The organism is Streptomyces resistomycificus, from assembly GCF_001514265.1.
GTDB classification, from domain to species: domain Bacteria; phylum Actinomycetota; class Actinomycetes; order Streptomycetales; family Streptomycetaceae; genus Streptomyces; species Streptomyces resistomycificus.
Window position 1 is genome coordinate 74,789 of sequence record NZ_KQ949008.1, and the last position, 12,929, is coordinate 87,717.

The 12,929-nt window shown below is 68.7% G+C and carries 10 protein-coding genes; 5 read left to right on the plus strand and 5 right to left on the minus strand.

The window, feature by feature from the left end; translation table 11 throughout:
- Positions 1 to 139 precede the first annotated feature (139 nt).
- Complete coding sequence (locus AQJ84_RS39140) at positions 140 to 1,903, plus strand: hydroxysqualene dehydroxylase (protein ID WP_030039929.1); 1,764 nt, start codon at positions 140 to 142, stop codon at positions 1,901 to 1,903.
- Between the two features lie 235 nt (positions 1,904 to 2,138).
- On the opposite strand, the gene AQJ84_RS39145 is transcribed toward AQJ84_RS39140, so the two are convergent.
- On the minus strand, positions 2,139 to 3,719 hold the full coding sequence (locus tag AQJ84_RS39145) for a DUF2716 domain-containing protein (protein ID WP_128092246.1): 1,581 nt from the start codon (positions 3,717 to 3,719) through the stop codon (positions 2,139 to 2,141).
- Positions 3,720 to 4,270: 551 nt separating this feature from the next.
- Positions 4,271 to 5,488, minus strand: a complete 1,218-nt coding sequence (locus tag AQJ84_RS39150) for an acetyl-CoA C-acetyltransferase (protein WP_030039927.1) — start codon at positions 5,486 to 5,488, stop codon at positions 4,271 to 4,273.
- 324 nt (positions 5,489 to 5,812) lie between these two features.
- On the opposite strand from AQJ84_RS39150, the gene AQJ84_RS39155 reads away from it, so the two are divergent.
- From AQJ84_RS39155 to AQJ84_RS39170, 4 genes are read left to right on the plus strand one after another with little or no spacing between them, the layout of a single operon-like run.
- A complete protein-coding gene (locus AQJ84_RS39155; protein ID WP_030039926.1) occupies positions 5,813 to 6,958 on the plus strand; it encodes an acyl-CoA dehydrogenase family protein in 1,146 nt (381 codons plus the stop codon).
- Between the two features lie 42 nt (positions 6,959 to 7,000).
- Positions 7,001 to 7,738, plus strand: coding sequence for an SDR family oxidoreductase (locus tag AQJ84_RS39160; RefSeq protein ID WP_030039925.1), 738 nt, complete (start codon positions 7,001 to 7,003; stop codon positions 7,736 to 7,738).
- 16 nt (positions 7,739 to 7,754) lie between these two features.
- On the plus strand, positions 7,755 to 8,513 hold the full coding sequence (locus tag AQJ84_RS39165; RefSeq protein WP_053192213.1) for an SDR family NAD(P)-dependent oxidoreductase: 759 nt from the start codon (positions 7,755 to 7,757) through the stop codon (positions 8,511 to 8,513).
- Positions 8,514 to 8,548: 35 nt separating this feature from the next.
- Complete coding sequence (locus AQJ84_RS39170) at positions 8,549 to 9,175, plus strand: TetR family transcriptional regulator (protein ID WP_030039923.1); 627 nt, start codon at positions 8,549 to 8,551, stop codon at positions 9,173 to 9,175.
- A 520-nt stretch (positions 9,176 to 9,695) separates the two neighbouring features.
- Here AQJ84_RS39170 and AQJ84_RS39175 read toward each other — a convergent pair.
- The 3 genes from AQJ84_RS39175 to AQJ84_RS39185 all read right to left on the minus strand — a co-directional run bounded on the left by AQJ84_RS39175 (position 9,696) and on the right by AQJ84_RS39185 (position 12,890).
- On the minus strand, positions 9,696 to 11,240 hold the full coding sequence (locus tag AQJ84_RS39175) for a class I adenylate-forming enzyme family protein (protein WP_225889267.1): 1,545 nt from the start codon (positions 11,238 to 11,240) through the stop codon (positions 9,696 to 9,698).
- Positions 11,237 to 12,121: an MBL fold metallo-hydrolase gene (locus AQJ84_RS39180; protein WP_030039921.1), complete on the minus strand. Its 885-nt coding sequence runs from the start codon at positions 12,119 to 12,121 to the stop codon at positions 11,237 to 11,239. The genes AQJ84_RS39175 and AQJ84_RS39180 overlap by 4 nt, the downstream gene beginning before the upstream one ends.
- 328 nt (positions 12,122 to 12,449) lie before the next feature.
- Positions 12,450 to 12,890: a tautomerase family protein gene (locus AQJ84_RS39185; RefSeq protein ID WP_030039920.1), complete on the minus strand. Its 441-nt coding sequence runs from the start codon at positions 12,888 to 12,890 to the stop codon at positions 12,450 to 12,452.
- Positions 12,891 to 12,929: the final 39 nt, after the last annotated feature.

Below are 12,929 nucleotides of genomic sequence, written 5' to 3' on the forward strand. Positions count from 1 at the left end.
CTGCACGGCATGACGTCGGGTGGCGTCGAGGCGATGCGGCATCAAGCCAAAGTGACCCCCGCTCCGTCGGTCACCTTCCGAGATCGGTGCGCCACTCCTATCCTCGTGCGCCAACGGTTACCGGAGGTAAGGGGTGGCGATGAGCGGCACCACACGCAGAGGGTTCCTGAGTACGGCCGCGGCCGCGGGCGGCGGAGTCGCGCTCGGAACGCCCCAGCAGGCCGCGGCCCGGAGCGGCGCCGCGCAGCAGAGCGTGGCCGTACTGGGCGGGGGTGTCGCCGGCCTCACGGCGGCGCACGAGCTCGCCGAACGCGGATTCCGGGTCGCGGTCTACGAACGCAAGGCGCTGGGCGGCAAGGCCCGCAGCATGGACGTGCCGGGGAGCGGCACGGGCGGCCGCGACCCCCTGCCCGGAGAGCACGGTTTCCGCTTCATCCCGGGGATCTATCACAACCTGCCCGACACCATGCGGCGCATCCCGTTCCCCGGCAACCCCAACGGCGTCCACGACAACCTCGTCGCCCCCAAGGAGATGCTGTTCGCCCGGTCGGGCGGCCGCGAGGACATCCGGATCCCGCTTCCCTGGCCGGACAACAGCCCGGCAGAGCTCACCCCCGACGAGATCCGCCGGGCCATCACCTCAGTCCTGGACACCGCCTTCAACCTCCCTTTCCACGAGGCCCTCTACTTCGCCAACCGCTTCCTGGTCTTCCTCACCAGTTGTGACGAGCGCCGCGACGACGCCTGGGAGCAGATGCCGTGGTGGGAGTTCGTACGGGCCGGGCAGATGTCGTATGACTACCAACGGATCCTCGCCGTCGGCATCACCCGCAACATCGTGGCCACCAAGGCGGAGGAGGCCAGCACCCGTACGGTCGGCACGCTGCTGGAGGCCTTCGCCTTCAACCTCCTGGGGCGGGGCGCGGACGGACCGCTGGACCGGATCCTCAACGCACCCACCAACGAGGCCTGGATCGACCCCTGGGTGACCTATCTGACGTCACTCGGGGTCGAGTTCCACATCGGCTGGACCGTACGGGACCTCACTCTGGACGCGGGCCGGATCGCCGGGGCCGTCCTGGAGGAACCGGGGGGTGCCCGCCGGACCGTCACCGCCGACCACTACATCTCGGCCATGCCGGTCGAGCACGCCCGCCGCACCTGGAACTCCGGCGTGCGCGCCGCCGATCCTCAACTGGCAGAGTGCGACCGGCTGGAGACGGACTGGATGACCGGCATTCAGTTCTATCTGACCGAACGTACGCCGATCCTGCACGGCCATCTGGACCTCATCGACTCCCCCTGGTCGCTCACCGCGATCGCCCAGGCCCAGCACTGGCCGGGTCACGACTTCCCCGCCGACTTCGGTGACGGGACGGTGGCGGACTGCCTGTCCGTCGACATCTCCGAGTGGGACCAGCCGGGCATCCTGTACGGCAAGACGGCCAAGCAGTGCACCCGCACCGAAGTCGCCCGCGAGGTGTGGGCGCAGTTGAAGGCGGCGCTCAACGACAGCGGCCGTACGGTCCTGAAGGACTCCGTGCTGCAGTCCTGGTTCCTCGATCCGGCCGTCACCGGACTCGGCACTCCGAACCCGGTCAACGAGGAACAGCTGCTCATCCACCCGACGGGGACCTTTCACCACCGTCCACGCTCGGCGACGAAGATCCCCAACCTCTTCCTGTCCGGCGACTACGTGGCCGTGCCCATCGACCTGGCCACCATGGAAGGCGCCAACACCTCGGCCCGGCAGGCCGTCAACGCCCTGTTGGACAAGATCGGTTCGACCGCCGAGCGATGCACCATCACCCCGCTGTACCGGGCCGTCGAGTTCGATGCGATCAAACGCCACGACCGCACCCGCTACCACCTCCGCCTGCCGAATCTCTTCGACATCGGTTGACAGTACTTTTCAGCCCCTGCTGGCGTCGTCGCGCGAAGCGACCTCGCGATCCCCGCCGTGGCTCAGTCGTCGGCGACGGCCGGCGGCGACTCCGCGTTCGGCGGGTGTCCGGGCGGCGAACCGGTGGTCGGCGGGTCGGGATGGTGACCCACGGCGGGCCGCGGGTCGCCCCGGGGTCACGGCCCTGCGCGGACAGGTCGCCGAGCAGCCGACGCCGGTGTGGTCGAACAGCCCTTCACGCGGGGTCGCTGCGCGATTCGAATGTCCAGACGTTGCCGGTGTTGCGGCCGCCGCGCCGCATCACCGTGCCGAGGATGGCCGTGAGGTCGTGCTCGACCTCGGCCAGGAGCTCGGCGCCGAAGACGCACAAGGACTCCTCCCATGGGTGCCAGAAGGTGCCCATGCGCAGGTCGCGGGTGAGGAGTTTGTAGTACTCGCCCTCCCAACAGGCGGCGCCCGGCCACGTCGGCCGGCCGGCGCCTCCGACTCGGGCCGGGTCGAAGCGGTAGCCCTGGTGCCACCAGCTGACCGAGTAGAGCTGCTCACCGGGGCGGACGCAAGCGCGCAAGCCGCGTTCGACGGCTTTCTGGAGGCGCGCGACACGGTGATCGTCCGGAAGGTTGCGCATGAGCCGATACTTGTGGCGCGTGTCGGTGACGTCCCCGACGTGCCAGGTGACGGAGTCGGGCGGCTCCTCGATGGCGGGGTAGTAGGTGTAGCTGGGCTTGAAGGCGAAGCGGGCCTTGAACTCCTCGCACAGGGCGTCGTGATCCCGGTCGTCGATCAGCATGGAAACGGGGCGGGTTGCGGCCGGCGGCGGACCAGCCGGGGTCCAGGCATAACTGCGGACGGTCGACGCGGCCCTGAAGCCGACCGCCAGGAGGGCGTCACGGATCGCACCGTCGGGCGCCTCGGCCATGAGGTAGCGACGGTCCGGTGCCTCTCGCGGCGGACCGCCGCCCAGGTGGAGAGATCGGCTGTCGCGGGCCCACCGGATCCAGTCGGGCAGGAACTCGGTATGCGGACCGGTCATCCCGCGCACGGCCACGAATTCCGTCGACCCGACAGCCTCCGCCCAGCCGACGCCTACGAGCCGGGCTTCCGCTTCCAGAAGCAGGACGTTCAAGGCCCAGTCCAGCGAGTTCCCGTGATCCTCGCGAACGTCCGCGAGAGAGCGCGCGTAGGGCCCGCCGGCCTCGGCGAAGCGAGCCAGCTCTTGCTCGCGGTGGTGGCCGTGGTCCAGCCGACGCACACGCATTCCCTTGGGCGGGGCCACGGCGCCCGTGCCGACCGTCACGTCATCGAGGTCGGCAAGGAGCAGCGTCCTCTCCGGACCCACCGCTGTGAAACCAGCGGCGCACAGCGGCTCGCCCAGGGCAACCAAGTCATGGCTATAGGTACGCCACTCGACCGGTTCGCCCCGCACCGCGAAAGCCGACTGCAACCGACGGATCAGCTCCGCTACCTCCGTCGGTGTGGTCTTGGCGGGCAGTGGCGTGTGGCGGACCGTCCCGTGGGTGCCGTAATGGGTCCGAAGGACAGGTCCGTCTTGCTCGACCACGGCCCCCGTGGGTGCCCGCTCCGGCACATGTCCCCGCACTTGCTCGTCGTACACCGTCAGCAGCGCGTCCACCCCGTACGTCGATTCCTCAAGCCGGCCATGCCCCATGTTCACGACCACGCTGATTATCGGGACGTCGATGGGCGCGAGCCACTCCTTTTTCCTGCGGAGGGGCGACGTCGCCGGGCGAAGACCGATCCCAAGCCTGGGCCGAGCCGCAGTTGCCGAAACCCGCCAACGGAACCAGGTGGTCAAGCCGGGTTGTGACCGAGCGCTGTGATAGAGCGCTGTGACCGGCCCCTGAACGGTCGAGTGCTGTGCCCCCGTGGGTTCGCCGAGTTGGTTGGTTGCCGGGGCACCCAGGGTGCGCCCGGCCCAACCCCAGAACTCCCCGCCCGGCTCGACTCGTACGTCCAGGGCCTTCGCGGCGCGGGCGTGGCGGGCGCGCGCCTGCGCTGTTCGGTGTCCGGGTCAGGGAGCGATCGGGCGTTCGGGCATGAGCGCACGAGCTCGGCGGCCGTTCCCCCAGTAGCAGCCGGCTCTCGCCCTCGGCCCCGCCTTCACTGACGGCCTGATGAGAAGCGGCGCACTGCTGAGGACTGTGGGAGGGGTCGGGGCGAGCGCGGTGCCGACGTGCGGGGGTGGCGCCACCGGCCGGAGGCGCCGCGGGCGACGTCGGCACCGACTGTCCCCATGGATCAGACGCGGAGGCACTGCGGATGACGAAGTCGAAGGCGCGCGCAGCACGCCTCGTCGGCCGGCCGTCGAAGAACTGCTTGCCGAGACCGACGGGCTACGGCTACGCCCTAGGCGAGCCGCTCGATCAGCATGGCCATGCCCTGCCCGCCGCCGACGCACATCGTCTCCAGGCCGATCTCTTTGTCATGGGCCTGAAGGTTATTGATGAGCGATCCGGTGATGCGCGCTCCGGTCATCCCATAGGGGTGGCCCAACGCGATGGCTCCGCCCGAAACGTTGAGTTTGTCCTCGTCGATCTGCAGCGCCCGCGCAGAGCCGAGCACCTGCACGGCGAATGCTTCGTTGATCTCGACGAGATCAACCTCGCTGATGGTCAAGCCTGCGTGGTCGAGTGCCTGACGGGTGGCCTCGACGGGTCCGAGGCCCATGATCTCCGGTGAGAGAGCGGTCACGCCGGTGGAGATGATGCGGGCCAGCGGCTGCAGGCCCAGTTCACGCGCCCGGACATCAGACATGATGACGAGTGCCGCCGCTCCGTCGTTGAGCGGGCACGAGTTGCCGGCGGTGACGGAGCCCTTCTCACGGAAGACCGGCTTGAGCGCGGAGACCGCGTCGAGCGTCGCGCCGGGCCGCGGGCAGTCGTCCACGGTCACGATCGACCCGTCGGGCAGGGTGATCGGGGTGATCTCCTTGCGGAAGTGGCCGCGCCCGATGGCCTCCTCGGCTCGGTGCTGCGAACGAACCGCCCACCGGTCCTGCTCTTCGCGACCGATGCCCGTGAGGGAGGCAACGTTCTCCGCGGTTTCACCCATGGTGATGTACACGTCGGGCACCAGTCCCGACTCGCGAGGATCGGTCCACGCCTCGTGGCTCTCCTGCCTGGCGGCCGAGCGGGCCCGAGCGACCCCGAACGCGGGATTCTGCGTGTCCGGCCAGGAGTCCGAGGTGCCGTTGACATACCGGGACACGGCCTCTGTGCCCGCCGAGATGTAGGCCGAACCTTCGCCCGCCTTGATCGCGTGGAAGGCCATCCGCGTCGTCTGCAACGACGACGAGCAGTAGCGGGTCACCGTGGTACCCGGCAGCTTGTCGTAACCCAGTTGGACCGCGACGTTGCGTGCCAGGTTGAAGCCTTGTTCGCCACCGGGCAGTCCGCAGCCGAGGATCAGGTCTCCGATCTCGCCGGGGTCGAGTCCCGGGACCTTGGCGAGCGCCGCGGCGATCACCTGGGTGGCGAGATCGTCGCTGCGCATCTCCTTCAGCGCCCCCTTGAACGCCCGCCCTATCGGCGAGCGGGCGTAGGACACAATCACGGCTTCGGGCATCTGAGTGCTCTTCCTCGGAGATCCGGCGGTGGGTTCTGTCCGGGCGAGCGGCTCTCAAGCTCCGGCAGAAACAGGGATGACGCCAGCAATTTAGTTACTCGGAGCAGGTACTCCCTAGGACGATCGCGCCTCGCCGTGGTACGTCCGCGCCAGACGACCCATGCCCGTTTCGTCCTCATGGCCGCCTACCCCGCAGACAGGGTTGACGGAATCGACCCATCCAAGAAAACTAAGCACTCGCATAGTTACTATGCACTCGCTTACTTCCTACTTCTCACTTCGTGCTTCGTACTTCCTCTTTCCGGCGAGCGACGAGGAGCTCCTGTGCGCCGTACTGTCTTCGATGCCGACCATGAGGCCTTCCGGACCTCCGTCCGGGCATTCGTGGAGCGCGAGCTACGGCCGCGCCAGGAGGAATTCATCCAGCAGCGGGCGATCGACCGAGCCGCGTGGAAGGCCGCTGGGCAGCAAGGACTGCTCGGGCTGCTGATACCGGAGCAGTACGGCGGCGGCGAGGCGGGCGACTATCGCTTCACCGCGGTTCTGCACGAGGAATTCGCCAGGCTGTCGGTGGCATTCGCCTCCTCGTTCACCATCCACTGCGAGGTCGTCGCCCCTTATCTGGTCGAGCTGACCACCGAGGAGCAGCGCGAGCGCTGGCTGCCGCGGTTCTGCGCGGGCGAGCTGGTCACCGCGATCGGTATGACCGAGCCCTCGGCGGGTTCCGATCTCGCGGCCCTGCGGACCACGGCCGTGCGCGACGGGGAGGACTGGACCCTCAACGGCTCCAAGACCTTCATCACCAACGGCTTCGGCGCCGACCTCGTGGTCGTCGCCGCTCGCACCAGCCCGGAGAAGGGCGCCAAAGGCATCACGCTGTTCGCCGTCGAGACGGACATGCCCGGTTTCGAGCGCGGGCTCAAGCTGGACAAGGTCGGTCAGCACGAAGCCGACACCGCCGAGCTGTTCTTCCACGACGTGCGCGTCCCGGGCGCCAACGTCATCGGCGAAGTCGACCGCGGCTTCATCCACATGATGGAGCGGCTCCCGCAGGAACGGATCGGTGCCGCCGTGCTCAACCTGGCCCACGCCGCGCAGATCCTGGACGAGACGCTGGAGTACGTGAAGGAGCGGAAGGCCTTCGGCCAGTCCGTCGGCTCCTTCCAGTACAACAAGTTCCGGTTGGCCGAGATGGTCACCCAGATCGAGGTGACCCAGGCCTTCGTCGACCAGTGCGTCGCCGCCCACGTCCAGGGACGGCTCTCGGCGGTGGACGCGGCCAAGGCCAAGTGGTGGACCGCCCAGGTGCAGAACGAGGTCCTCGACGCCTGCGTCCAACTGCACGGCGGGTACGGCTACATGAACGAATACCGGGTCGCCCGGGCCTGGCAGGACGCCCGTGTCACCAAGATCTGGGCCGGCTCGAACGAAATCATGAAGGAACTCATCGGCCGCGACCTGGGCCTGTAAGGCCCTTGGGCACGGACATCACTACCCGGATTGGAGCGCCCGGTGGGCAACCTCAGCTTCGACTTCACCGGCCACACCGTGATCGTCACCGGCGCGGCCCGCGGAATCGGCCTCGAACTCGGCCGGCACCTGCGCACTTCAGGCGCGGACGTGGTCCTGGTCGACCGAGACGAGGACGAACTCCGCGCGGCGGCGAAGGAGTTGGACACTCTGTGGGTGGCCGCGGACGTCACCTCCAGCACTGACGCGGAGCGTGTCGTCGCCACCGCGCTGGCCGAGACCGGCCGCGTCGACGTCCTGGTCAACAACGCCGGGATCCTGCGCGACGGCGTCCTGTGGAAGCTCACCGACGACGACTGGGACGCCGTCCTGGCCGTCCACACGGGCGGCACCTTCCGGTTCACCCGGGCGTGCGTCCCCCACTTCCGCGCCCAGGGCTATGGCCGGGTCGTCAACGTCACCTCCTACTCCGGCCTGCACGGCAACATCGGCCAGGCCAACTACGCCACCGCCAAAGCCGGGATCATCGGCTTCACCCGCACCGCCGCCAAAGAGCTCGCCCGCTTCGGCGTCACCGTGAACGCCATCTCCCCCAACGCGGAGACCCGCATGGTCTCTTCCGTCCCCGCCGAGAAGCGCGCCGAGCTGACCGCCGGCATCCCGATGGGCCGCTTCGGAGACCCGAGCGAGATGTGCGCGGCTGTCGCCTTCCTCGCCTCGGAGGAGGCCGGCTACATCACCGGTGCCGTGCTGCCCGTCGACGGCGGCCTGTCCATCTGACCTCTCTGGAGCTCCTGTGAACATCCTCGACCGCTTCCGCCTCGACGACCGCGTCGCCATCGTCACCGGCGCTTCCTCCGGCCTCGGCGTCGCCTTCGCCCAGGCCCTCGCCGAAGCCGGGGCCGACGTCGTCCTGGCCGCCCGACGCACCGACCGGCTCGCCGACACCGCCCGCCTCGTCGAGGCCACGGGCCGCCGCGCCCTGTGCGTCAAGGCCGACGTCGCCTCACCCGACGACTGCCACGCGGTCGCGGCGGCCGCCGCGGACTTCGGCCACGTCGGCGTCCTGGTCAACAACGCCGGAGTCGCCGACGCGGTCCCGGCCAGCCGCGAGGCACCGGAGCACTTCCGGCGCATCATCGACACCAACCTCATGGGTGCCTACTGGATGGCCAAGGCGGCAGCCCGAGTGATGAGCGGCGGCGGTTCCATCGTCAACATCGCCAGCGTCCTCGGCCTGGTCAACACCGGCCTGCCGCAGGCCGGCTACTCCTCCTCAAAGGCCGGCCTGCTCGGTCTCACCCGCGACCTGGCCGCCCAGTGGAGCAGCCGCAAGAACATCCGTGTCAACGCCCTCGCCCCCGGCTACTTCGCCTCCGAAATGACCGCCCGTCAGGACGCAGACATCATCGACGACATCGTCCGCCGCATCCCGCTTCCCCGCACCGGCGAACCCGAGGAACTCGCCGCCGCCGTGGTCTTCCTCGCCTCCGACGCCTCCAGCTACGTCACCGGCACCACCCTCACCGTCGACGGCGGCCTCGTCATCAGCTGAGCAGACCGACAGACGTGATCAGCGAGAATGGGCGCGTGACGACCAGCGCAACCGACGACCTGTGGGGCGAGGCCGGCCCCGGCTCCCGGCGCATCCTCGAGGCGGCCCTCACGGCCTTCGCCGCCCGCGGCTACCACGGCGCCTCCACCCGCGACATCGCCGCAGCCGCCGGGATGAGCCCGGCGGCCGTCTACGCACACCACCGCACGAAAGAAGACCTCCTCTACGCGATCAGCCTCGCCGGCCACCGCAGCGCACTGACCGCAGTGGAACGCGCCCTGTGGGAGGAGGTGACGCCGGTAGGTCGGGTACGGGCGCTGGTTCACGACTACACCGCCTGGCACGCCCGCCACCACCTGCTGGCCCGCGTCGTCCAGTACGAGCTGGGCGCACTCGCGCCGGATCACCGTGACGAGATCCTCCGGCTGCGCCGCCGCACCGAGGAAGTGGTGCTCGACGAGATCGCGGCGGGCATCGCGTCCGGGGCGTTCCGCACCGAGGACCCGGACGGTGTCGCGCTGGCGGTGCTATCCCTCGGCGTCGACGTCAGCCGCTGGTACGCCCCCGGCGGTCAGCACACTCCCGTCAGCCTCGGCCGTCGCTACGCGACGCTGGTGCTGGCCATGCTGGGCACCGACCACCGGTCCGCGACCGCAGGCTGACAAACGACGTCGGCTCTCTCCGAGCACGGCCATGTCGTGCTCGGTCAGCCACGGGCGCCCCGATTTCCCGACGAAGTCGAGCACCCGGATGTCGAGTTGGGGATGGTCGGCCCGCCGGACCTCCCTGGGTGCCTCTGCCTCGCTCCGGCAGTTCGCACCCACGCCTCCCGGCGGCGCTCGGCGCTCCGGTGCGCCGTCAGTCCGATCGTGCGTCGACGGTGGCCGAAGTTCTGCCGGGGGTCTCACCGGCGCGCATGCGCTCAGTCTGCGTGAGCCGGGCTCCTGACCGCCTCCACGCCGTCCCGTCGTGGGCGTCGCGATGGCCGAGGTGCGCTGCCAGGATGCAGGCAGGGTCGTCGGTCGCGCAGGCCGTGGTGGGTTGCGGCGGTCGGACGTGGCGCGGGACAGGGAACCGTTCGCCAGATACTCGCCCAGCCGGGCGGCGGGAGGGAATCTCGCCCCTCACGTCACCCGACCTCCGAAGAGGGCGAGCCCTCGATGACCGGGGAACTGCCCGCGGTCAGTGGGATGACAGGGCCGCGGCGTGAGCGGCCCGCAACGAGGGCTTGTCTATCTTGCCGACAGCGTTCTTGGGGATGGCGTCGACCACCAGGAATGACGTCGGCCGCTTGTAGCCACTGAGGTGTCGCGCAGTCAGCGCTTCCAGGGCCTCGGGATCGACAGTCGTACCAGGTCGCGGCTGGACGTAGGCGACCACCACCTCTCCCCACCTGTCGTCAGGCACACCGATGACGGCGGCCTCCAGGACAGACGGGTCAGTTGTGAGGACGTCCTCGATCTCCTTGGGGTAGATGTTCTCGCCACCACGGATGATCATGTCTTTCGATCGCCCGACCAGGGTCAGGTAGCCGTCCGCGTCCAGGTGGCCCACGTCGCCCGTGTACAGCCAGCCGTCCACGATCGTCTTGGCCGTGTCTTCCGGCCTGCCGAGATAGCCACGCATGACGTTGGGGCCACGCACGATGACCTCACCATCCATGCCGGTCGCCAGCTCGTTGCCCTGCTCGTCGACGATCCGGAGCTCCTGCCCCGGGACGACAACCCCCACGGTGCCTGCGCGGCGCGGACCCGCGACGGGGTTCACGGTGGAAAAGCAGGTTCCTTCGGACAGCCCGTACCCCTCGATGATGGGGAATCCGTACCGGGCCTCGAATCGGATCGGCAACTCGGCGGAGGCGGGTGCCGCACCGCACGTGCCGTATCGCAGCGAGGACGTGTCGGGTCGAACGTCGGCCGGCAGCGCCTCGAGGATGTTGTAGACCGTGGGCACGGCACTGAAGTAGGTGGGTCGCTCCCGCTCGACGAGATCGAAGAAGGTCTTGGGGTCGAACCGGTCGGTGATGAAGACGCTGCCGCCTGCGACCAGCGGCATGAGCACGCTGATCACGATGGCGTTGACGTGGAAGAGCGGCAGGATCAGCAAGCAGCGGTCGGTCTGCCCGGTCTCGATCACCTGGCACCCCATCGCCGCCATTGCGTCGATGTTGGAGTGGTCGAGCATCACGCCCTTCGGTACGCCCGTCGTTCCGCTGGTGTAGATCAGGAGTGCCGGCGCGGTCGAGTCCGGCTGCGGCGTCGGACCCGGCCCCACCGCCTCCCCGTCCAGGTCGTCGACGGCCAGCGTGGTGACGCCCGCAGCGGTCGTGCCGTCCTCGACGACCAGCAGGCGTGCGCCCGAGTCGTGGAGCTGCCGTGCGACCTCACCCTCGGTCAGGCTCGGATTGACCGGGGTGACGGTCGCGCCGAGCCGCCAGGCCCCGAACAGCAGAAAAACGAACTCGACGCGGTTCCTCAGCTTGAGCGCCACGACATCGCCGGTACCGATCCCAAGGTCCTGAAGGTGCCGAGCGGCAGCCCGGACACGGGTCAGGAACTGGGCATTGGTGAGCGAATGACGCCCGTCGGCGACCGCGGGCCCGTCCGGAGTGGATGCGGCGCGACGGTCGGGCAGAGAGGCGAAATGCATGGTGAGGTCACCTATCGTGGTGTGGCGCGTTTCAACGCGAAGGCAGCAGTGCGGACTTCGGGTGACAGGCTCGGTCACTCAGCGGCGTCGCGCTTCGCGATCGCCTCGCCGGCGGAGAACTGGAGCGTCCAGACGTTGCCGTGGTGCGGGTACTTCTCCACCATGGTGGCCACCAGTTCTTCGGCGTCCTTCGCGACCCCGGAGGCGGCCGCGAAGTCCTGGATGTAGGCGCGGGTCTGGGCGATCATGGTCTCGACCGCGTAGTCGTCGCCGTCGGGCCTGCGGTGTCCGGACACGATCATGCGCGGGCGGAGGCTCTCCACGGTGTCGACGGTCTCGAGCCAGTCCTGCCACTCGTCGGGCGTCGACAGGCCGAGCATGGGATGGATCTCGTTGTAGATGGAGTCACCGGCCACGACGACGTCGATCTCGGGGATGTGCACGATGCTCGTGGGATGGATGTCGGCCTGCTTCACCTCGATGATGTGCAGGGGAGATCCGTCGACGTACAGCGTGCTTCCTTCGAGTGGCTCCGGAAGCGGCCCCGCCATGATGCAGGAGTCGCCGAACAACATGCCCCACTGCTCGATCTGAAGCTGCATGGTCTGCTTCATGGACTCGACCACGTGGGGCAGCGCCACGGCCTTCGCCTCCGGGAACCGCTCCAGGAGCGGTCCGAAGCCCAGGTAGTGATCGGCGTGATCATGGGTGATGTAGATCGTCGTGAGCTTCTTGCCGGTGCGCTCGATCAGGTCACCGAGGTCGCGGACGTCATCCTTGAGGTAGAGCGCGTCGATCAGGACCACCTCGGTGGCGCCGCTCACGAGCGTGGCCGTGGTGGGCGAGAAGGTGCCGTTCGGTACGCCGGGAAACTCCTCGGCCGGGACATTCGGCCAGCGACCGACGAAGACCGTGGCGCGGATGGGCGGGGCAGGCGAGGAGTGGGGGGCAGTGGTCACGAGGTACCTCCGGTTGCGGTGTTGTCGGCCGACGCGGCCTTGCGCACGTCGGCGGCGAAGTCACGGGATGAACGCACGCTCGGCGACTCATGGAACGAGTGCGCCGAGCGCTGGTATGCGAGCGCCACGTCGCTCTGAAGCACCACCGCGGCAGCGCGGAGTGCCGGAGTGATCGCGATGGTCGGCGCGACGCGCCGTTCGGCAGGTCGATATGGGGAATCCTGTCCCCGACTCCCAGGTCGCCCTCCGGGATCCGGAGATGGATGAGGTCCCGGGGCCCGCACGGTGGACAGGACCCCAACGGTGCCTCGGGACCTCGGTCAGAGGGTCAGCCGGTCAGCTCGTAGGGGACGGGACGGTTCTCCTTGGCCCAGAGCTTCTCCACGTCGGACTCCGGCGGAGGCGGAACGAGGCCCTCGACGCGCCACAGGTCCATGGGGGTCTCGTCGATGTGGACCTCCCAGTCGTAGCCGCGGTCCTTCACGAACGGCGCCAGCTTCTCCTCGATGACCTCCATGCACAGGAACCGCATCTCGGGATCGTCCATCTGCCGGGCGATGTGGTCCACGCGGATCCGTATGAAGTTGTTGTTCGCCTTGCCACCGACGTACATGGTGTCCGCCGGCATGTCCTTGAACAGGACGACGACGTAGAACTTCGGCAGGTCATAGGCGTAGTCCGTGTAGAGCGAGGTGATCCTCTGGGACAGCTGTTCCTTGTCCTGCGGGGTGAAGGCGCTCTCGGGGGTGAAGATCTCCCAGTACGGCATTGCGGCTCCTTGATGGATGGATCGGTGACGGGAGAGGTG